Below are 20,957 nucleotides of genomic sequence, written 5' to 3' on the forward strand. Positions count from 1 at the left end.
TGGCCTCGGGTCCGGCGCAAGCCCTGGCCATGGTGGACGAGCTGATCGCCTTGGACCGGCTCCCCGGTTCGCATTTGGTTCCGACCGTACGCGGGGAGCTGCTGGCCCGCCTCGGCCGGCGACCGGAAGCGCGCGCCGAGCTGGAGCTAGCGGCCCGGCTGTGCGCCAACCAGCGCGAACGCTCAGTACTGCTGCGCAAGGCGGCCGCGCTGGGCTGACTTCTCCACAGTCCCAGACGGTTCGATCCTTCAGTTCAGCTGGCCGATTTCGGACCGGGGGCAGATGCTGACCGGTCTGTCCGTTTGGGAAACAACTCCGTCTCATCGAAGTTGGCGATTCTCAAAGGATCAACGGCGCACGGGCACGTGGACCTTGGGCAGCCGCGCGACCTGCGGCAGAAGAGTGCGCTGTCAGCAGCCTCAGGCCAACGGGCGGTCAACCGCCTGGCCAGGCGGGAACGGCGGCAGGTCAGCGTCGTCGACTGCCTCCCGGCGGTGACGGGACGACCAGGGACTGTCGGCCCCGCGTGTCATGCTGAGCTCGTGGTGGTCGTATTCGATGCCGAGCTGTGGATATGGGATGCCCGGCGCGATGACAGTTGGACGTTCGTCAGTCTGCCGGCCGAGGCGTCCGAGGAGATCCAGGACTTGGCCCGCGGGCCGCGACGCGGCTTCGGTTCGTTGCGGGTGCGAGTCACGATCGGCGCCACCACATGGACGACCTCGATCTTCCCGGACACCGCGCAGGGCAGCTACGCGCTGCCCATCAAGCGCGCCGTCCGCACGGCCGAAGCCCTCCAGGTCGGCGACATCGCGACCGTGACCGTCGAACTGGTCGACTTTTGACCTCGGGACAAGTCAGGATCAGCGCACGATCTGCGATGGAAGCGGATGTTCAGCGCCGTCAGGGCGGGCAGTCCGTTGCGCGTGGCGACGATCACAATCCGCGACGCTACCCGGCCTGCCCGTTCACCTCGAGGGTGACGCCTGCCTTCTCGGCCCAGAAGGCGAGCAGGCCGGCTATCTCCGCGACCCTCGGGAACGGCGCCGGGTAAGACCAGACCACGTCCTCGGCCACACCGTCACCGGTCTGAACCGACCAGTAGACGGCGTCGCCCTTGAACGGACAGTGCGACGTCGTGGTCGATGATCTGAGCAAATCCGTATGTACGTCCGCCGGCGGCAGGTAGTACCGCGATGGACAACCCGTCTCGGTGAGCACGACCGGCCGGGAGGAGGTCGCGACAACCACGTCCTTGACCCGCACCACGACCTGATCCGATATAGGCGTGACCTCTATGTCATGTCCTCGTGTCTTCATAGACCGATTCCATCAGACGTTTCCCTGCGGCAACGAGCGGAACGCTTCACGGCATGTGAGTGAAGCGGCATTGTTTTATGGGGACTGATCATCGGTGGTCGCGTTGCGGGAAGCGCTCCTGGACGGATCGTATCGAGAGATTCAACGGAGCCAGTCTTCTGTGGTTCCCTCTGCCGTGGGCGTCTCGCGTGTTGCGGGGTCCCCGATGAGGTTCATTGAGACCGTCCATAGCTTCCGGGCGGCGCCGGGGTCGAGTGCCCATTCCTTGACGCCGTGGCTGTGGTCGAACAGATCCGCATCGTCGGCTGCCGTGTAGGCCTCGCGTCCGTCGTCAAGGTAGTGGCCGCCGGTGTGGGCAAATTCGGGGGCGACCGCCGCGACGAGCGTGGTGGCGGCGCCCTGCTGGACAGTTTTGTAGACGAAGGCCCCGGAAGCCTCGGCCGCGGCCAGATAGTCTTTTTGCTTTTGTGTGAAGTCCCTTTGCAGTCCCGTAGAGACGCCGCCGGGGTTGACTGCGTTCGCGACGATGCCGTCGGTGGCCCAGCGGCGCGAGGCTTCGACCGCGAAGAGCGAGTTGGCGGTCTTGGACTGCGCGTACGCGGCCTGAGGGTCGTATTCGCGCCGCTCGAAGTGGATGTCGTCGAATACGACCGGCGACCTCATATGTGCCGTGGAGCTGAGCGAGACGATACGGGCCCCGCCCCGTTCGCGGGCGCCTGCGGCGAGGGCTTCGTGCAAGCCGAGGCTCAGGGCGAAGTGGCCGAGATGATTGGTGGCGAATTGAAGTTCCCAGCCCTCTGGGGTTCGGATCAGGTTGCTGACGATGACGCCGGCGTTGTTGATCAGGACGTGCAGCGGTTCGGTCCACCGGTTGGAGAACTCGGCGATGGAGGACCTGTCGACGAGATCGAGTGCGCTGACGTGAATGTTGCCGTTGCCGGTCGACTGTGCGATGTCCTCGGCTGTTTTGATGCCGGCGTCGGTGTTGCGGACCGCAAGGGTGACTTCAGCACCGGCGCGCGCGAGGGAGCGGGCTGTCTCCACGCCGATCCCCGACGATGCGCCGGTGACGATGGCGCGGACGCCGGTGAGGTCGAGCCCCTCCACGACGTCGTCAGCGGTGCTGCTGACGTCGAATCGAGTGGTGATCAAGCGATGGGGTGTTGGCATGGAAGCCTCCTGAAGGACGGATGGTCAGAGCGATGAGGCAGGCCGGGTCCTATCCGCGTGACACTCGACCGGCAGCACCCAGCACCCAGCACTCAAGACTAACTATACGCGAACTGCTTATTCTATATAGTACGTTTAGTTGATGGTATGCTGTCGCTCGTGAGCGACCCCGAGCCCGCGATCGGCGAAGAGAGCGCGACTGAGAGTGGTCGGCGGGAGCAGGTCCTGGGGGCCGCGCTCGTCACCTTTGCCCGCTACGGGTACAAGAAGACGTCGATGGAGGATGTCGCCCGGGCTGCGGACATCTCTCGTCCGGGTCTGTACTTCCTCTTCACTTCGAAGCAGAACCTGTTCCGGGCCGCCGTCACCCATGCCCTTGACGACGATGTCGATGCCGCGAAGCGGTCTCTGGCCGACACTCAGCGCCCACTCCGCGATCGTCTGATCGAGGCGTTCGACTTATGGACCGGGCGTTACGTCGGTCCTCTGGCGAAAGAGGTCGCCATCTTGATGGAGACCAATCCGGAGCTACTGGGTCCTATTGTCACTGACTACCCCAAGCGTTTTGTCGAGATGGTCACGGATGCCGTCGCCGCCGACCTGCCTCCTCGGAGCGCGGGTATGGCAGAGGACGTGGCCCGGACGTTGCTGAGCACTGCCGGCGGCGTCAAGCACGAAGCGACCACTCGAGAAGAGTTTGTCGCGCGAATGACCATCGGCGTCGACCTTTTCATGTCAGCCCTCAATTGCAGCGCACGGCATACTCCTTCTGAAGGCGGTAATCCAGGAGCCTGACATTTACGCCAGCCGGAAGCTGGCAGCGGCTGGTGGGCAGGCTCGACCCGACGTATTGGCCACCACCTTCCGCAGGTCCCGTCAGGCACACTCGCCCATGGCCGTCATGCACTCAATTCGGCAATGTGGTGCTCCCGTACGCGCGGTTCAGCGGTATGAGTGAGCGTTACCGTGCGTAGAACCTTGCCCGCTTAGGAGCTGTGCCGCGGTCCACGGGTGGTCGTTGCGCTACCCGGTTAAGCCGAGGCATGGTCTGACCGCCTACGGTAGTGGAGTGACATCGGAGGCAGGGGCAGCGGCCGATCGCCGTGCAGCCGCACGACGCGGCTGCACGAGGTGGCTCGTCGGGCACGGTGACGTCACTCCCCGGGCCTGGCTGCAGGAGCTCGCCGACGCGGCGACCGAGCCCGACCTTGACCGTTACGGGGGCGGGGGTGAGGTCGAGCTGCTCGAGCGCGAGGTGGCCGAGCTGCTCGGCAAGGAAGACGCGGCGTTCATGCCCAGCGGTGTGATGGCACAGCAGGCCGCCCTGCGTTCCTGGGTCGAGCGCTCCTGCACCGACGCGGTGGCCGTGCATGGGCTCTCGCACCTTGCTCTGCGCCAGCTCGATGCGCTGTCCGAGTTGCACCACCTGCGCGTCCAGCACCTGACGCGCGACTCACGCCCGGTCACCGCTGCCGACCTCGACCACGTCGCCGGACCCCTTGCTGCGGTGAGCATCGAACTGCCGCTGCGCGACGCCGGCTATTTGCTCCCGACCTGGGAGGATCTCGTCACGTTCAGCAGCAGGGCCCGCGAGCGTGGCGTGCCTGTGCATCTCGACGGGGCGCGGCTGTGGGAGAGCCGGCCGTTTTACGGCCGGCCGCATGCAGAGATCGCCGCTCTCGCCGACTCCGTTTACGTCTCGTTCTACAAGGGGCTTGGCGGGATGGCCGGCGCGGCATTGGCAGGTCCCGCCGACCTCGTGGCGCAGGCTCGTCGCTGGCGCTTGCGGCACGGCGGCACGCTCTTCACCCTGCTGCCGTATGCCGTTGCGGCACGCGACGGGCTCGCGAAGCGGTTACCGCGTATGGGCTCGTACGTAGTCCGCGCTCGCGAGCTCGCCGTCGGCCTAGACACGCTCGACGGCGTGCGCGTGCTACCGCAGCCACCGCACACCAACGCGTTCCGCGTCTTCGTAGACCTCCCGGCCGATCGCCTTGAGGAGGCGACGGTACGCATGATGGAGACCGACAGAGTCGCCCTGGCGTCCTGGTGGCGCGAAGCCGACGTGCCGGGGTGGGCGATGACCGAGCTCACCGTCGGCGACGCGACGCTCGACTGGGACGTGAAAGAACAGCTCGCGGCCCTGAGCACCTTGTACGCCAGCGCTCGGACGCCCTGACGCGCCATTAATCTCGGGGGTTTGACCTCGTCCATCACCTGTTCGGTGATCCGGGAGACCGTCTCGGCCGACAGTTCGGTGCCGTACACCTGGGCCAGGTGGTGGACGATGTCGCGGACCGTCATGCCGTGGGCGTACAGGCTGATGACCATGTCGTCCAGCCCGCCGGCGACCCGGCCGGCGCGTTTGGGCACCAGCACCGGCTCGAAGGTGGCGGCCCGGTCACGCGGCACCGCCAATTCGATCGGCCCGACGCCGGTCTGGACCCGCTTGCGGATCGTGCCGTTGCGGGAGTTACCAGAGTTGTAGCCGGCCGGGCTGTGCCGGTCATAGCCCAGGTGCGCGGCCATCTCGGCTTCCAGCGCCCGCTCCAGCACGGCTTTGACCAGGTCGCCCAGCATGCTGCCCTCGCCGGTCAGGCGTAGCCCGCCGGCCTCGTCGCGGGATCGTGCCAGCAGCTCGTCCAGTAGCCGGTCGTCGATCAGCTCACGCAGCGGACGCTTGACCATGCGCGTCAGCGTAGACGAACGATCACTGCCGGTAGTCGATGCTGGATCGTCGACACTCTCGATCACTGACACGATGATTGTTCTCCCCCCGAAGAAGTGGGTGTTCCCACAGGTCACTTGCTTCCCTGAAGATCACTCCTTACACACCTGGAGAGATACCCCCGTCATAGCTTTCCGGGTAGGGGTCGGTGGCCTCGATGCGGTACACGTCGCAGATGATGAGGTCGCGGATCTTGCGGGGGTCATGGCGGTGATTCCGGTCAGCAGGGCGGCGCGCAGGATCGTGCGGCGCCGGGGTGAAGTGCGGTCCTGCTGGTACACAGATAGGCCCTTCTCTCAGGGATCTGGCAGCGGGACGGCGAGCGGCCGGCGATGCGGCTGCTCGCCCCTTGGGGTGGCGGGTTCGGGTCAGGCGTCCAGGCGACGCTTAGCAAGCCAGGTGACGATCTCGGGGTCGTGGTGGTCGAAGAACAGGGAGCTGCCGGTGTCGAGGGTGGCGATCTGGGCCATCTGCTCGTCGGTGAGCTGGAAGTCGAAGACGTCGAGGTTCTCCGCCATGCGCTCGGCGCGCACCGACTTGGGGATGGCGACGACGCCGCGCTGGGTCAGCCAGCGCAGCACGACCTGCGCGACCGACTTCCCGTACTCCTTGCCGATCTCGGCCAGCAGCGGGTTGGTGAACAGGTCGTTCTTGCCCTCGGCGAAGCCGCCCCAGGACTGGATCTGCACGCCGTGCTCGCGCATGAGGTCCTGGTAGTCGGCGCGCTGGAAGAAGGGATGGGTCTCGATCTGATTGACCTGCGGGGTGATCTCGTTGTTGACGATCAGGTCGATCAGGCGGTCGGGGTAGAAATTGGCGACGCCGATCGCTTTGGCCGTCCCCTCGCGGTTCAGCGCCTCCATGGCGCGCCACTGGCCGTAGACGTCGCCGAAGGGCTGGTGCATCAGGTAGAGGTCGAGGTAGTCCAGTCCCAGCTTGTTCAGGGAGGTCTCGAACGCTCGCTTGGTGTTGTCCTCGGCGGGGGCGTCCTGGACCCACAGCTTGGTGGTGACGAACAGGTCCTCGCGGGCGATGCCGCTGGACTCGATGGCGCGGCCGACGGCTTCTTCGTTGCCGTAGGCGGCGGCGGTGTCCAGCAGTCGGTAGCCGGCGGCGAGCGCGTCGGAGACGGCGCGTTCGGTGCCCTCGGCGGGGATCTGGTAGACGCCGAAGCCGAGGAGCGGCATCTCGACGCCGTTGTTGAGGGTGACGGTCTGCATGAGCGGTATGTCCTTCGCTGTGCTCGTGGGAGGGGAGGTCAGGGGCGGATGAGGGCCTTGAGGACCTGGCGGTCGGCCATGGCCCGGTAGGCGCACAGGCCGACCGCGCCGTCGCCGACGACGAGCACCGCGTCGCCGCGGCCGACGCCGGCGGTGACGGCGCCGTGGTGGCCGGTGGTCGGTACTACTCCAAACAGGAGAGTCTGGGGGTGCGGGAGGTCAGCGTTCGAGCATCTGCGCCTGGGCCTCGGTGTGGGTGTCGCCGGCGGCGGGCGGCAGGCCGCTGAGCTGTGCGAGCTGCTCGGCGGTCAGGGTGACGGCGTCGGCGGCGGTGTTCTCCTCGACGCGGGCCACGCGCTTGGTCCCGGGGATCGGGGCGATGTCGTTGCCCTGGGCGAGCAGCCAGGCCAGCGCCACCTGCGCGGGCGTGGCGCCAACCTGGGTGGCCAGGGCCTTGACCTCGTCGGCGAGGGCGAGGTTGCGCTGGAAGTTCTCGCCGGTGAAGCGCGGGTTGTCGCGCCGGAAGTCGTTCTCGTCGAACTGGTCGGTGGAGCGGACGGTGCCCGTCAGGAAGCCGCGCCCGAGCGGGGAGAACGGCACCAGGCCGACATTCAGCTCCCGCAGGACTGGCAGGACGCGCTCCTCGATGCCCCGCGTCCACAGGGAGTACTCCGACTGCAGCGCGGTGACCGGCTGCACGGCATGGGCACGGCGAATCGTATCGGGGCCTGCCTCCGAGAGACCGAAGGCGCGCACCTTGCCCTCAGTGATCAGCTCCTTGACGGCGCCGGCGGTCTCCTTTGTTCGGGTCCACACGGTGCTGGTAGTACAGGTCGATGTGGTCGGTGCCCAGCCGCTTCAGGGAGCCTTCGACGGCGGTGCGGATGTTGGCCGGGCTGGAGTCCAGATTCCACGCGCCGTCGCCGCCGTGAGAGACCAGGCCGAACTTGGTGGCCAGCACCACCTTCTCCCGGCGCCCCTTCAGCGCCCGGCCCAGCAGTTCCTCGTTGGTGTAGGGGCCGTAGATCTCGGCGGTGTCGATGAACGTGACGCCCAGCTCCAGCGCCCGGTGCACGGTCCTGATCGACTCCGCCTCATCGGTGCCAGAGCCGGTGTAGCCGTGGGACATGCCCATGGCGCCCAGACCGATCCGGGAAACCTCCAGGTCACGCAGCTTGATGTACCGCATCTCGCCTTCTCCGGTTGGTGGCGTTGCTCGATTCTTCACTCTCGCCCGGTCCGGCAGGTCGCGCCGGGTAGAGCCTGGGCGACGGCGAGGGGTCGGCGTCTCCCTCATTCACCTTCGCCCGGATTGCTCCGGTGTGGCAGGGCGGGCTCTTCAGGGGTAATGACAGGGCCCCCCTCCCGCCCGGGCAGCGGGTGCCCAGCGGGTGAGACTGGAGTCATGGCATCCGAGAGCGCGCACAGCGAGGGCGCCGAGCTGGGCCGCTACCTGCGCGCCCGCCGCACCCAGACCAGCCCCGAACACGTCGGCCTCACCGTCGGCGCCGGCATTCGCCGTACCCCCGGTCTGCGCCGCGAGGAGCTGGCCACCCTCGCCGGGATCAGCATCGACTACTACGTGCGCCTGGAACGCGGCAAGGAGACCCGCCCCAGCCCTGCCGTCCTCGACTCCCTCGCCCGCGCCCTGCACATGGACGATCAGGAACACCAGCACCTGCGCGAGCTCGCCGCCCGTGCGGCCCGCTACGCGCCCGAACCGCCCCCGGCGCCAAGCCGCACCGTGCGCCCCCACCTGAAGCTGCTGCTGGAGTCGCTGCGCCCGAACCCCGCCTACGTAATCAGCCGCAGCATGGACATGCTGGCCTGGAACCCCGGCGGCCTCGCCCTATACGCGGGCCTGGAAGACTGGCCGGCCAAGCACCGCAACCTCGCCCGATACCTCTTCCTCCACCCGGCCGCGCGTGATCTGTTCCCGGACTGGGACCGCCAGATCACCGGCTGCGTCGCCCGGCTGCGCGCCGTCGCCGGCACCGCCCCCGACGCTCCCGACCTGACCAACCTGGTCGGTGAGCTCCTCCTCAAGAGCCCCGACTTCGCCCGGCTGTGGGAGCGCTACGAGGTCACCGGCCGCAAGCCCGCGCAGAAGACCTTCCACCACCCCCGCGTCGGCACGGTCACGCTCACCTCCCAGTCCATGCAGCTGGAAGGCACCCCCGGCCAGCGCATCGGCGTCTACACCGCCGAACCCGGCACCCCCGACCACGACGCCCTGCTCCTGCTCGACATGACCGCTCCCCAAGCTGAACAGCGCTCGGCGCGGTCGGACGCGGAACAGCACCGCCAGCGGCCGTAAGCGAAGCACCCGGCTCGATCAGCGGATGCAGCATCTGGTGCACGCACCTGTTGGGCGGCCATAGAGGCGAACCCGACGCCGAAGCGCCACACTGCGGCCATCGGCGTCTGCGTTCGCCCACGAAGCCGTCCCGGATTGTGCGAACCCGCGCGCTTCTGCTCGAGGCGTACCAGAAGATCCTCGAAAGAAATCTCGGAGTCGGTGTCGGATCGGGGCAGAGGTGTTCGTAGTAGGGGTGAGCGGCCGCCCACGAGGGTGCCCCGAAACACAGGAGATGATCCGAGATGCAGTACATGGTTTCCGTGATCTTTGACAAGGCCGGCATGGCCACCCCGGACGAGCAGGCTGCGATCGACGTGTTCAACGACCGGCTCGTGGCCGAAGGCCACTGGGTCTTCGCCGGCGGTCTCGGGGCGCCCACCACGGCCACTGTGATCGACAACCGGGGTGGGGAGGCGATGTTCACCGATGGGCCCTTCCTGGAGTCGAAGGAGTTCCTCGGCGGCTTCTGGATCATCGAGGCCGCGGACCTCGACGTGGCGCTCAAGCTGGCCGCCGAGGGGTCGAAGGCCTGCAATCGGAAGATCGAGGTGCGGCCGTTCCGGTGAACATGATCGACGTCCGCGAGGCGGTCACCCAGGCCCACCACGAGGAGTGGGCACGGGTGGTCGCTGCCCTGACCAGGCGTTTCGGTGACCTCGACATCGCCGAGGAGGCGGCGGGCGAAGCGTTCGCGACCGCCGTCCAGCGGTGGTCGGCCGACGGCGTACCGCCCAACCCCGGCGCCTGGCTGACCACCACCGCCACCCGCAGGGCCATCGACCGGATCCGGCGCGAGAACAAACGCGACGACAAGCACAGGGAGGCTCAGCTGTTGTACGACGACGACCCGCCCGAGCCTCTCGGCGCCATCGACGACGAACGGCTCCGGCTGATCTTCACCTGCTGTCACCCGGCGCTGGCGATGGAGGCCCGCGTGGCGCTGACGCTGCGCATGGTCGCCGGCCTGACCATGCCCGAGATCGCCCGTGCCTTCCTGGTGCAGGAGAGCACCATGGGGCAGCGGATCACCCGCGCGAAGGCCAAGATCAAGGCGGCGCGCATCCCCTATCGCGTGCCGTCCGGGGAGGATCTCCCGGCGCGCGTCTCCGGCGTACTCGCCGTCCTCTGCCTCGTCTTCAACGAGGGCTACCTGGCCACCGGCCCCGACACCGATCCCGTACGCCACGACCTGACCGCCGAGGCGATCCGGCTCACTCGCCTGATCCGTGCCCTCATGCCACAGGACGGTGAAGTGGCCGGGCTGCTGGCGCTGATGCTCCTGACCGAGGCCCGCCGCACCGCCCGGGTTTCGGGCAGCGGCGAACTGGTCACCCTCGACGAGCAGGACCGTGGGGCCTGGGACGCGGCGCTGATCGCCGAGGGTCACCGGCTGGTGCGCGGGCGCCTGGCCTCCGGGGTGGCCCCGGGTCGCTACCAGATCCTCGCAGCGATCAACGCCGTGCACACCTCAGCCCCCGACGTACGCGACACCGACTGGTCGCAGGTCGTCGCCCTCTACGACCAGCTCGTCCACCTCGACCCCTCGCCGATCATCGCCCTCAACCGGGCCATCGCGGTCGCCGAGCTCGACGGCCCGGAGGTGGCACTGGCAGCCGTCGACCGTCTTGACGACAAGTTGGCCGGCTATCACGCCTACCACGCGACCCGCGCCGACCTGCTGCGCCGGCTGGGCCGCAGTCAGAACGCACGCGCGGCATACGACAAAGCCATCGAGCTCGCAGGCAACACCGCCGAGACCGCCTACCTGACACGCCGCCGCGACCAACTGAGGTAGTGACCCAGCCGCCACCTAAAGCTGGGAACCGCCGGCTGAAACGGGGAGCCACACTACCGAGACCCGCAAAGTTGATCTTGGTGACGGTTATTTCTGGCAGGTGACAACCATCTCTGGGAGTCTCAATCGTCAACCCAGGGTTGACGAAAGCCAGATCGTCAACCTACCGTTGACGCATGCAGCCACAACCCGTCCGCCTGGACGATCTGATCAACTACATCAGGAGCCAGCACGCCGAAGGCGGCGCACTCCAGCAGCTTTCGGGGGCCGTCCTGCTCTCCGAACATCTCGGCGAGGTCGCCGACCACCTCATCGGCCACTTCGTCGACCAGGCCCGCAAGGCCGGCGCGTCCTGGACCGAGATCGGCCAGAGCATGGGCGTGACCAAGCAGGCCGCGCAGAAACGGTTCGTCCCCAAGTCCGGCGAGCCGTTCGACCTCACCACCTTCGCCCGCTACACCGACCGGGCGCGCCACGTCGTCGTGGCCTCGCGGCAGGAGGCCCTCGACAGCGGGCATGGCTACATCGGCACCGAGCATCTCCTGCTCGGCCTGCTGCACGAGCCGGAGGGCCTGGCCGCCCGCGCGATGGAGGTGCTCGGCGCGCCGCTGGACAGGGTGCGCCAGGCGGCCGTCGCGGCCCTCGGCCCGGTCGTCGCGCCGGCCGTGAGCGGGCAGGCCGCGGAAGAGGTCGCGTTCACGGCCGACAGCAGGAAGGTGTTCGCGCTGAGCGTGCGGGAGGCGCTGCGCCTCGGGCACAACTACATCGGCACCGAGCATCTGCTGCTGGCCCTGCTCAGCACCGAGGACGTCGCCGCGGCCCAGGTGCTGACCTCGCTGGGCGTCACCAAGGAGGGCGTCGAGGCGTGGACCCTCGAGATCCTCGCGGACATCGTGCGGGCCAGGGAGGCGAACCCCGCGGAGGCGTGAGGGCGACCGGGGCACCTGGCGCCGGCGGAGCATCCCTTGCCGATATCGTGATATATCAGGATATCGAGGAGGACTCGTGCAGCGCCTGACCCCTGATCAACTGAGAAGCCACCGCTGGTACGGCGCCGAAGGGCTCCGGTCCTTCGGCCACCGTTCGAGGACCCGCCAGCTCGGCCTGTCCGCCGAGGAGCACATGGGCAGGCCGGTCATCGGCATCCTGAACACCTGGAGCGAGCTGAACCCCTGCCACATCCACCTGCGCGAGCGCGCGCAGGACGTCAAGCGCGGGGTGTGGCAGGCGGGCGGCTACCCGGTGGAGCTCCCGGTGATGTCGCTGTCGGAGTCCTTCCAGAAGCCGACCACCATGCTCTACCGCAACCTGCTGGCCATGGAGACCGAGGAGCTCCTGCGCTCCCACCCCGTGGACGCGACCGTGCTCATGGGCGGGTGTGACAAGACCACGCCCGCCCTCCTCATGGGCGCCATCAGCATGGACATACCTGCGATCTTCGTACCGTCGGGGCCGATGATCCCCGGCAACTATCGCGGCGAGGTGCTCGGCAGCGGCAGCGACGTGTGGCGCTACTGGGCCGACAAGCAGGCCGGGCTCGTCGGCGAGGCCGAGATGACCGGCGTCGAGGAGGGCATCGCCCGCTCCCCCGGCCACTGCATGACGATGGGCACCGCCTCCACGATGACCTCGGTCGCCGAGGTGCTCGGCATGACCCTGCCGGGCGCCGCGTCCATCCCCGCCGTGGCCTCCGCCCACAACCGGATGGCCGCCGCCACCGGCCGGCGCGTCGTCGAGATGGCCTGGGAGGACCTGCGGCCCGCCACGATCCTCAACGCCGAGGCCTACGCGGACGCGGTCACCACCGTCCTCGCCCTCGGCGGGTCCACCAACGCCGTCATCCACCTCATCGCCATGGCCCGCCGCAGCGGCGTCGAGCTGACGCTCGACCACTTCGACGAGGCCTCCCGGCGCGTCCCGGTGCTCGCCGACCTGCGCCCGAGCGGCACGTACGTCATGGAGGACTTCTACCTGGCGGGCGGCCTCCCCGGCCTGCTCCACCGGATCTCCGACCTGCTCCACCTCGACCGGCCCACCGTCACCGGGCACGCCTTGGGCGAGGTGATCGAGGGCGCCGGCGTGTACGACAACAAGGTCATCCGCACCCGCGACAACGCCCTGTCGGAGGAGGGCGGCCTGGCCGTCCTGCGCGGCAACCTGGCGCCGGCCGGGGCGGTGATCAAGCATGTCGCCGCCGAGCCCCGGCTGCTCAAGCACACCGGGCCCGCGGTGGTGTTCGAGGGGCACCGCGACCTGATGCGGCGCATCAACGACGAGAGCCTGCCGATCACGGCCGACTCGGTGCTGGTGCTGCGCGGCGCCGGCCCGCGCGGAGGCCCCGGGATGCCCGAGCACGGCATGCTCCCCATCCCGAACCGGCTCCTGAAGATGGGAGTCCGCGACATGGTGCGCATCTCCGACGCGCGGATGAGCGGCACGAGCTACGGCGCCTGCGTGCTGCACGTCGCGCCGGAGTCCCACGTCGGCGGGCCCCTCGCCCTGGTCAGGGACGGCGACCCGATCACCCTCGACGTCGAGGCCCGCCGCCTGTCCCTCGACGTCCCCGAGGACGAGCTGGAACGGCGCCGGGCCGCCTGGCAGCCCCCCGCGCCGGTGTTCCAGCGCGGCTACGGAACCCTCTTCGACGCCCACATCCTCCAGGCGGACGAGGGCTGCGACTTCGACTTCCTCCTCGGCGCCGGCGGCGCTCCCGAACCCGACATGGGCTGACGCCGTGCTCCTCCCCTCGGACGTACGGGCGGCCGCCACCGGGCGGCCGCCTTTACATTGTAGATCACAAGCATGGAGGCGGGAGGCAGGGGTCAGGGGCGGCCCGGGGCATTGCGGGGGTGGCGTTTGGCGGTGCGCTCGTTGCCGCGGCGGTAGTTGCCGGTCCAGCGGGCCATGACCTGCTGCGGGTCGCCGCTCGCCACCTCCTCGAGGAACTCGGCCGCCCGGCTGCCCCTCAGTGTGGCCGCAGGACGGCCTCGATGGGTGATTCGGACGGTTCCGTCACCGAACTCCGCATAGCCGAATCCCTCTGGTGTCGCCACAGTACCGCCCCTTCATCCTGTTCCACCGCATGACGCAACTTTAGGGATGCCGAGCGTTTGTCATGGTGACAACCACTCAAGAGCCCTTCATGCCCATTGTCGGGTAATTTCCGGATACGCGGTTTCGGCCGGTCGCAAAGTGCGCGATGACGTTGAACTATTGAAATTTAAATCAGGTATGGGGGCGTTTACATGACGTCCGGTATGTGACTAACGATCCTAGTTAGGGCGGTTTGTCGTTGTAAAGGTTGATTGACGCTGCCGTTGCGCGTGCCTTACGGTGACGTCAATCTGAGGCTTTGACGGGAAATGCGAGTTGCCTCACTCAGCCGCGCTCTTCGGAGTGAGGTCGCAGGGGGACGTGGGAGCGGTCCGACTCCATCGGGCCGGCATAACAGGGGGATTGGGTTGTCTTTAGCACGCGCCCTGACCGGGCGACGTTATGAGAAGTGCCTATGAGCCGCCCGACCATGGCCATTACCGGCGGCGCCGGATTCCTCGGATCGCATCTCTGCGAACGATTCCTGCTCGAGGGATATCGGGTCATCTGCGTTGACAACTTCCTCACCGGCTCGGTCGCCAACGTCGAACATCTGATGGCCGAGGACGGCTTCCGGCTGATGCGCGCCGACGTGTCGCAGCACCTCTCCGTTCCCGGCGGCCTGGAGGCCGTCCTGCACTTCGCGTCGCCGGCATCGCCGTCGGACTATCTCCGGTTGCCGATCGACACGCTGCGGGTCGGTTCCAACGGGACGTTCAACGCGCTCGAACTCGCCCGGGAAAAGGGGGCACGATTCGTGCTCGCCTCGACCTCCGAGACCTACGGCGACCCGCTGGTCCACCCGCAGCCGGAGAGCTACTGGGGCAATGTGAACCCCATCGGTCCCCGCGGGGTGTACGACGAGGCCAAGCGGTTCGCCGAGGCGATGACCATGGCCTATCGCCGCGCCCACGACGTCGATACGGCGATCCTGCGGATCTTCAACACGTTCGGCCCCCGGATGCGGCCCTTCGACGGACGGGCGATCCCGACGTTCGTCCGGCAGGCGCTGCTCGGCGAGCCGATCACGGTGTCCGGAGACGGCAGCCAGACCAGGTCCATCTGCTATGTGGACGACCTGGTCGAGGGGATCGTCCGGCTGTTCAACTCCAACCTGGACGGCCCGATCAACATCGGCAATCCGCACGAGGTCTCCATGCTCGCCCTGGCGGAGTGGATCAAGGAGCTCACCGGGTCCTCCTCGGAGATCGCGTTCATCCCGCGGCCGCAGGACGACCCCACGGTGCGCCGTCCCGACATCACGCTGGCCAGGACCCGGCTCGGATGGGAGCCGCGCGTCCCCATCGAGGAAGGGCTGCGGCGCACCATCGCCTGGTTCGAGGAGCATTCTCCGCTGTGGAGCGCTCAGGACCAGGCCGACCTCGCCACCACGGCCCTCTAGGCCGCCCCGTGGACACGCTGGCACGGGCCGGCTATGCCGACCTGTTCAGACAAGACCCGAGTCATCCGCACTGGGCCTACGACTACGCCGAGCGGCTGGTCCGGCGCCATGGACCGGACCGGCAGGTGGTGATCCAGACCAGCATGTCGCCGAGCGGCCGGTTCCACGTCGGGAACTTCCGTGACACCGCCTGCGCCTACCTGGTGCACCGGGCGCTGCTGCGGCGCGGCCGCGATTCGGTGATCCTGCTCAGCTTCGACGACTACGACCCGATCCGTCCCAGCCAGGCGGCGGAGCAGCCGGACCTGGCCGGTTACGGCGCCCGACCGCTCGGGGCCGCCACCGGACGCAGCACCCGGATCTGCCGGCGGTACATCGCCGAACTCAAGCGGATGGGCATCTGCCCCGCCGACGCGGACGCCGACGGCCGCACCGCGCCGGAGTCCCTCTGGCAGACCCACTATCAGCACGAGCGGTACCTGGCCGGTTCCTACCGCTCCCTGCAGCGCCGGTACCTTCGCGCCTCGGGAAAGCTCGCCAGGCTCCTCGGCGTGCGAAGGCCCGAGAACCTGTTCAGCGTCTACTGCGAGCAATGCGGCCGGGGCACCACGCGCAACCTGAAGCTCGGGCGGAAGCGGGTGCGCTACGCCTGTGAGTCATGCGGCGCGGTCACGACCACCGACCGCGTCGAACCGGTGAAGCCGTCGTGGGCGCTGGACTGGACTCTGCGGGTGACCCACGAGGGGATCTGCTGCGAGCCCGCGGGCCAGGACCACTGCAGCGCCGGCAGCACCATGGACCGCACCCGGGCCATCTACCACGGGTTCCTGCGCGCGCCGCAGCCGGTCATCGTGCCCTACGGACTCGTCCGCCAGTTCGGCGACCTCGGAAAGGTGTCGGGCTCGCGGGGCGGCGGGATGACGCTCAGCGATCTGATGGCGGTGATGTCACCCCAGATGATCCTCTGGCTCTACGGCCGGCCCAACTGCCTCTCCGACTTCCGGATCAGCCTGGAGCGCTCCGCGTTCCTCGGGTACTACGACGAATACGACCGGTTCCTGGCCAGGGTGGCGGCCGGTGACCGCCGCGCGACGGCGCTCTACGAGCTCATCCGCGGCGAACGCGGTGAAGGTGATCGGCCGCCCGCCGCACCGCCGCCCCGGATGCGCGCCGTCCTCGGCCTGCTGCACGGCAACTGCTACGACGCCGCGCGAGTGACCGCCATCCTCGGCCCGGCCGCCGCGGCGCGGGTCGCGCGGGGCCGCGCGTGGCTCGCCGCGCACGGGCGATGCTGGATCGACCAGGTCAGGGAGGCCGAGCCGGAGGCCGGCACGCTGCTGGCCGGCGGGAGGTTGCCCGAGCGGTGGAGCCGCGTGTCCTACCGCCGGCTCTACCTGACCCTGTTCGGCACCGAGGACGGGCCGCCGCTGAGGCGGCTGGAGGAGATCTTCGGCACCGCGGAACTCGTCGCCGCGATCCGGGCGTACCTCGACCACGCCGAACGCCCGTTGCGCGAGCGGGTGCTCGCCCTGCTCAGGCCGGGTGATCGCGATGCAGGCTGAGATCATCGACCCGACCGCGGAGTCGGTGCCCGCCGACTGGGACCTGTTCCGCAAGCAAGAGGGTCTCCTCGCCGCCTGGCAGGCCGCCGCCCTGACCGCCGTCGCCTGGTGCGCCCCCCGCCCGGTCTTTCTCGGGCTCGTGCGGGACGGCGGGCAGGTCGCGGGCATCTTCGCCGGTGATCTGGCCGGGCCGCCGCGACGCCATGGCGGGTACTGCGAGCCCGGATCGCCGCCCCTGACGGGCTGGTTCGAATGCCGGCTGCTCCTCGGCTTCACCAGCGGTTTCGCGTTCGCGTCGCGGCTTGACGCGAAGGACAGGATCGCCGTGCTGGCCGCGTTCGAGAAGGCGCTCCGCCGCAGGCTGGGCCGGCACTGCCTGGGCATCCTCTACCGGCAGGTCACGGCCGACATGCTGCCGATGGTGGGCCGCCGTTTCCGGCCGAGGATCGCGACCGCGCCCAACACGCTCCTGCCGAATCGCTGGTCGGATCTGGAGGAGTACTTCGCGGGCCTGCCGCGGGACCGCCGGCGAAGGCTGCGGCGCATCCATGCCGAGGCGGCCGAGCAGACCCAGGTACTGCGGGACGGCGACGCGATCGACCCCGAGCAGGCGAGCCTGCTCGCGCACCTCACCCGGCTCAAACACGGCGACCGCGTCCCGCCCATTCCGCCGCGCTATTTCCGGTCCCTCAACGGGGAGGACGGGGTGCGGTACTTCGGGCATCGCGACCAGGAGCGGCTGCTGGCCTTCGACCTGGCCTTCGACGACGGCCGCCGGCTGGTCACCACCGTCACCGGCTCGCTGGACGTGCGGGACGGCGGCCGCCGGAACCTCTACTTCGACCTGTATCTCCAGGAGATCGAGCACATGATCGCGCGCGGTCGTGCGGCCTGCGAGTTCGGCAAGGGGATGGCCGAGCTGAAGCAGCGTTTCGGCTGCGAGCTCATTCCGCAGGCGCTGGTCGTCGCCGCGTGGTGAACACCCGACATCCGAAGGGACCGGCAATGGAGTTCTCGCAGGCGCTCGCCGCGCATCTGAAGGCGATCGACGCGCGCGACCTGGACGGGTTTTTGGCCACCGTCCATCCGGACGCGTCGGTGATCCTGCCGAGCGGCACCCTGCTCGAGGGGAAGGACGCGATCGCGCGGTTCCACACCGCCTGGTTCGACGACCCGGACTGGTCGCTGCGGGCGGAGACCGTCCGGGTCCAGACCGCGGGCGACTCCGCGTTCGCGGTGCTGTCGGTCGTCTACGACGACCTGGACCCCGACGGGCGGCCCTACCAGAAGACCTACTACCTCACGTTGCTCTTCACCCGTGACGGCGAGCGCTGGCTGCTCGTCCACGACCAGAACACCTACGCCTGACATGACGGTACGGGGCTATTCGCAGCGGGCCTGGGAGCGGGCGTACCGGGCCGTGCTCTCGCACGCGTTCGCGACCGTGCCGTACTACCGGGAGATGTGGGCCGACGCGGGCGCCAGGCTCGAGGAGCCGGTGACCACCGAGGCGTCGCGACTCGACCGCCTGCTGGGCAGGCTCTACCCGGTGGCCGACCCGCACGAGCCGCGGCGGGAGCCGCCGGCGTGGCTCGGCGAGCCCGGTGAGCTCTTCGAGGCGCTCCTGCTGACCGGAGGCTACCGGGGCGACCGCCCTCTGTTCGAAGTGCGGGAGGCGCTGCTGGACTGGGATCGGATCGCCCCACGCAAGGCCCGGTACCACGTCGTGCTCAGCGGGCGCGCCGAAGTCGCCGACCCGGCCCTGCGCGCCGCGAGCGTACGGGCCTTCCGTGCCGCTCACGAACCGGATCTGCTCGGAGACGGCGAGCAGGTCACGGAACTGGCCGGTCACCCCGGCCGGGTGCGCGTCTTCCTGCGGCGTTCCCCGGCCGAACTCACCAGGACGCCGGCCGGAGGCGGCGAGCCGGCGACGGCGGTTCCGGCGGCGGAGGTGCTGCATGACGCCCACCTCGGCTATCTGGGCGCCCGGCACCGGGACTGCGGCCAGGTCCACGTGAACTGGCGGCGCGTCCACGTCCACCAGGGGCCGGCCGGGCCGCTGTTCACGAGCCTGCGGCGCAGGCCGGTCCTCGCGCACGTCAGCCTGCCGGGCACCGCGCACCTTTCGGCCGGCCGTTGCCGGCTGCACGGCACGCCCATCCTGGCCGCCCGCGAGGAGGCCCCGTGAGCCGCCTGCGCTCAACGATCAACCTGGCGCCGGTCGCCTACCACCTGGCCCGGATCCGGCGGCGCGAGCGCCTGGGCCATGCCGAGCAGCTGCGGCTCCAGTCCCTCCTGCTGCGCGGCCTGGTCCGGCACGCCTACGACAACGTGCCCCACTACCGGCGGGTCCTCACCCCGGCACTGGTCGGGGGGCTGCGGACCGCGCACGATCTGGCCGGATTCCCCGTGCTCGACCGGGTGGACCTGCACAACGCCTCGGCCGGCGGCGAACTGCTCGCCTCGGGGTTCACCGCCGGGAACACCCGCGCGGCCACGACCAGCGGTTCCTCGGGCATCCCGATCACGATCCGCAACTCCGAACGGGACCTGGGCTACCTGCGGGCGACGTATCTGCAGGACATCCTCACCAGCGGGCTGCGCCCCACCGACCGGATCGCCTACTTCCGGGTCAACCCGTTCCTGCGCCATCCACTGGAGCGGCTGGGTGTGCTGCGCAACTTCCACATCCCGACCGGCCGGCCGCTGGACGAGCAGGTGGCGGCGTTCCTCTCGGCCCGGCCCACCTTCCTGGTCGGGTTCCCCAACGTCATCAGCAGCATCGTCGAGGAACTGCAGCGGCGCGGCATCAGGTACCAGGGCGTCCGCACCGTGCTGTTCGGCGGCGAGCGGCTGACCCCGACCGCGCGTGCGCACCTCCTCGCGTACTTCGGCGCGGCCCATCGTGAGGTGTACGCCTCCGTCGAGGTCTTCACCATCGCCCGCACCTGCCCGGAGGGGACGATGCATCTGCGGTCGGCCGATCTGGTGGTGGAGGTCGAGCACGCGGACGGGACCGTCTCCGTCGAGGACGGCGAGGGCGACATCCTCGTCACCCGGCTGCACAGCGAGGCGATGCCCCTGATCCGCTATCGGCTCGGCGACCGGGTGCGGATCAGCCCCAACGACTGCCCGTGCGGGGTGGCGCGGACTCCCATCCTGCGGGAGGTGGTCGGCCGGGACCAGGACCGCATCTCCGGCGCCGACGGCAGGCGCTACTACGGCGACTTCATCACCTATGCCGTGCAGGACTTTCCCGAAGTGAACCGGATGCAGCTGATCCAGCGGCGGCCTGGGGCGATCGAGGTCCTGGTGGTGCTGACCGAGGGCGCCCGCCTCGGCGTGCCGGCCGACATCGAGCGCGCCGTCCGGCGTAAGGCGCCCGGCCTGGACGTCGCCGTCCGCCAGGTCCGGGAGATCACCCCCGAGGCCAACGGAAAGATCAAGATCGTGAAGGTGCTCGCTCCTTCCGGGGCGCCTTCCGCCGACACACCGTCAACTGAGAAGGGTCATGTGGCAGATGTCTGACTCCCCCCTGAAGGAAAAGATCGACCAGCGGCTCGCCGCGCATCTGGAGACCGCGTACGCGGACGAGCACGTCGTCCGCAAGCTCTCCCAGCACTACCGCCGCGAGGGATACGTGAAGCTGCGCGGACTGGTACCCGACGACCTGTTCAAGGAGGTCAGCGACGAGGTCCACCGGCTGCTTGACCTGCACGAACGGCGCATCGACATCCACCTCGCCGAGACCGGCAACTCACCCCGGTACATGAGCACCATCAGCCAGCAGGCGATCGCCAAGGACAGCGAGCTCATCCCCGCCATCTACGAATCCCAGGCGATGATGGGCTTCTTGTCGCGGCTCGCGGCGCAGCCGGTCGTCCAGTGCCCCTGGGAGGAGGAGAAGTACATCGCCATCCGCCAGCACAAGAAGGGCGACACGCACGGCTGGCACTGGGGCGACTTCAGCTTCACCGTGATCTGGATCATCGAGGCGCCGGCGGCGGAGTTCGGCGGCCAGCTCCAGTGCATCCCGCACACCGACTGGAACAAGCAGGATCCGCGGGTCGAGGAGTACCTCCAGGCGCACCCGATCAAGACCTACGGGCACGCGACCGGGGACCTCTACTTCCTTCGCTCCGACACCACCCTGCACCGCACCATCCCGCTGAACGCCGACAGGACCCGCATCATCCTCAACACCTGCTGGGGCAGTGAGACGGACGCCAAGAAGGCGCCGTCCCACGAGACCATGCACGCGATGTTCGACTGACGATGTCGAGCACGCATACGACGGTCGCGCATGCG

General features: G+C 68.9%; 19 protein-coding genes and 3 pseudogenes. 16 read left to right on the forward strand and 6 right to left on the reverse strand.

Going from position 1 to position 20,957, the window contains the following annotated elements; all coding sequences use genetic code 11:
* Together MYF83_RS22655 and MYF83_RS43860 are read left to right on the forward strand one after the other, a co-directional pair.
* Positions 1-218 (forward strand): annotated as a pseudogene (locus MYF83_RS22655) (RNA polymerase subunit sigma-24); the annotation flags it as partial.
* A gap of 324 nt (positions 219-542) precedes the next feature.
* Positions 543-845 (forward strand): DUF1905 domain-containing protein, encoded by a 303-nt coding sequence (locus MYF83_RS43860; RefSeq protein ID WP_248962627.1) that lies wholly within the window; start codon positions 543-545, stop codon positions 843-845.
* A 106-nt stretch (positions 846-951) separates the two neighbouring features.
* Here the strand turns inward: MYF83_RS43860 and MYF83_RS22665 are convergent, their stop codons facing one another.
* Complete coding sequence (locus MYF83_RS22665; protein ID WP_248962628.1) at positions 952-1,320, reverse strand: DUF427 domain-containing protein; 369 nt, start codon at positions 1,318-1,320, stop codon at positions 952-954.
* A 141-nt stretch (positions 1,321-1,461) separates the two neighbouring features.
* The gene (locus MYF83_RS22670) at positions 1,462-2,490 is read right to left on the reverse strand and encodes an SDR family NAD(P)-dependent oxidoreductase (protein ID WP_248962629.1); all 1,029 of its coding nucleotides are present in this window, start codon (positions 2,488-2,490) and stop codon (positions 1,462-1,464) included.
* Between the two features lie 147 nt (positions 2,491-2,637).
* Here MYF83_RS22670 and MYF83_RS22675 point away from each other — a divergent pair, with 147 nt between their 5' ends.
* Positions 2,638-3,285 carry a TetR/AcrR family transcriptional regulator gene (locus MYF83_RS22675; protein ID WP_248962630.1) on the forward strand — a complete coding sequence of 216 codons (648 nt, stop codon included), beginning with the start codon at positions 2,638-2,640 and terminating at the stop codon, positions 3,283-3,285.
* Positions 3,286-3,559: 274 nt separating this feature from the next.
* Entirely contained in the window at positions 3,560-4,669 is a 1,110-nt protein-coding gene (locus MYF83_RS22680) for a threonine aldolase family protein (protein WP_248962631.1), read from the forward strand.
* A 20-nt stretch (positions 4,670-4,689) separates the two neighbouring features.
* On the opposite strand, the pseudogene MYF83_RS44390 reads toward MYF83_RS22680, so the two are convergent.
* From MYF83_RS44390 to MYF83_RS44395, 3 genes and pseudogenes are all read right to left on the reverse strand, one after another.
* Positions 4,690-5,178: pseudogene (locus tag MYF83_RS44390) on the reverse strand (transposase); the annotation flags it as partial.
* A 408-nt stretch (positions 5,179-5,586) separates the two neighbouring features.
* Positions 5,587-6,438 (reverse strand): aldo/keto reductase, encoded by an 852-nt coding sequence (locus MYF83_RS22685; protein ID WP_248962632.1) that lies wholly within the window; start codon positions 6,436-6,438, stop codon positions 5,587-5,589.
* A gap of 219 nt (positions 6,439-6,657) precedes the next feature.
* Positions 6,658-7,735: pseudogene (locus MYF83_RS44395) on the reverse strand (aldo/keto reductase).
* A gap of 108 nt (positions 7,736-7,843) precedes the next feature.
* On the opposite strand from MYF83_RS44395, the gene MYF83_RS22700 reads away from it, so the two are divergent.
* The 5 genes from MYF83_RS22700 to araD all read left to right on the forward strand — a co-directional run bounded on the left by MYF83_RS22700 (position 7,844) and on the right by araD (position 13,322).
* Positions 7,844-8,755 (forward strand): helix-turn-helix transcriptional regulator, encoded by a 912-nt coding sequence (locus MYF83_RS22700; RefSeq protein WP_248962635.1) that lies wholly within the window; start codon positions 7,844-7,846, stop codon positions 8,753-8,755.
* Between the two features lie 284 nt (positions 8,756-9,039).
* On the forward strand, positions 9,040-9,363 hold the full coding sequence (locus MYF83_RS22705) for a YciI family protein (RefSeq protein ID WP_248962636.1): 324 nt from the start codon (positions 9,040-9,042) through the stop codon (positions 9,361-9,363).
* Between the two features lie 2 nt (positions 9,364-9,365).
* Entirely contained in the window at positions 9,366-10,592 is a 1,227-nt protein-coding gene (locus MYF83_RS22710) for an RNA polymerase sigma factor (RefSeq protein ID WP_248962757.1), read from the forward strand.
* 176 nt (positions 10,593-10,768) lie between these two features.
* Positions 10,769-11,521 (forward strand): Clp protease N-terminal domain-containing protein, encoded by a 753-nt coding sequence (locus MYF83_RS22715; protein WP_248962637.1) that lies wholly within the window; start codon positions 10,769-10,771, stop codon positions 11,519-11,521.
* Positions 11,522-11,597: 76 nt separating this feature from the next.
* Positions 11,598-13,322, forward strand: coding sequence for an L-arabinonate dehydratase (gene araD / locus MYF83_RS22720; RefSeq protein WP_248962638.1), 1,725 nt, complete (start codon positions 11,598-11,600; stop codon positions 13,320-13,322).
* 92 nt (positions 13,323-13,414) lie between these two features.
* Here araD and MYF83_RS22725 read toward each other — a convergent pair whose 3' ends face one another.
* Entirely contained in the window at positions 13,415-13,645 is a 231-nt protein-coding gene (locus tag MYF83_RS22725; protein WP_248962639.1) for a hypothetical protein, read from the reverse strand.
* Positions 13,646-14,100: 455 nt separating this feature from the next.
* Between MYF83_RS22725 and MYF83_RS22730 the strand changes: the two genes are divergently transcribed.
* Genes MYF83_RS22730 through MYF83_RS22760 form a run of 7 tightly spaced genes read left to right on the forward strand, consistent with a single transcriptional unit; the run spans position 14,101 to position 20,922 of the window.
* Positions 14,101-15,087, forward strand: coding sequence for a UDP-glucuronic acid decarboxylase family protein (locus MYF83_RS22730; RefSeq protein WP_248962640.1), 987 nt, complete (start codon positions 14,101-14,103; stop codon positions 15,085-15,087).
* Between the two features lie 8 nt (positions 15,088-15,095).
* Positions 15,096-16,649: a nucleotidyl transferase family protein gene (locus MYF83_RS22735; protein WP_248962641.1), complete on the forward strand. Its 1,554-nt coding sequence runs from the start codon at positions 15,096-15,098 to the stop codon at positions 16,647-16,649.
* On the forward strand, positions 16,639-17,628 hold the full coding sequence (locus tag MYF83_RS22740; RefSeq protein WP_248962642.1) for a GNAT family N-acetyltransferase: 990 nt from the start codon (positions 16,639-16,641) through the stop codon (positions 17,626-17,628). The genes MYF83_RS22735 and MYF83_RS22740 overlap by 11 nt, the downstream gene beginning before the upstream one ends.
* 26 nt (positions 17,629-17,654) lie before the next feature.
* Positions 17,655-18,017 carry a YybH family protein gene (locus tag MYF83_RS22745; protein ID WP_248962643.1) on the forward strand — a complete coding sequence of 121 codons (363 nt, stop codon included), beginning with the start codon at positions 17,655-17,657 and terminating at the stop codon, positions 18,015-18,017.
* 1 nt (position 18,018) lies between these two features.
* A complete protein-coding gene (locus MYF83_RS22750) occupies positions 18,019-18,837 on the forward strand; it encodes a hypothetical protein (protein WP_248962644.1) in 819 nt (272 codons plus the stop codon).
* Entirely contained in the window at positions 18,834-20,177 is a 1,344-nt protein-coding gene (locus MYF83_RS22755) for a phenylacetate--CoA ligase family protein (RefSeq protein WP_248962645.1), read from the forward strand. The genes MYF83_RS22750 and MYF83_RS22755 overlap by 4 nt, the downstream gene beginning before the upstream one ends.
* Positions 20,170-20,922 (forward strand): HalD/BesD family halogenase, encoded by a 753-nt coding sequence (locus tag MYF83_RS22760; protein WP_248962646.1) that lies wholly within the window; start codon positions 20,170-20,172, stop codon positions 20,920-20,922. Before MYF83_RS22755 ends, MYF83_RS22760 begins: the two co-directional genes overlap by 8 nt.
* The last annotated feature ends 35 nt before the right edge of the window (positions 20,923-20,957 follow it).

It is taken from the genome of Sphaerisporangium perillae (genome assembly GCF_023276435.1).
GTDB classification, from domain to species: domain Bacteria; phylum Actinomycetota; class Actinomycetes; order Streptosporangiales; family Streptosporangiaceae; genus Sphaerisporangium; species Sphaerisporangium perillae.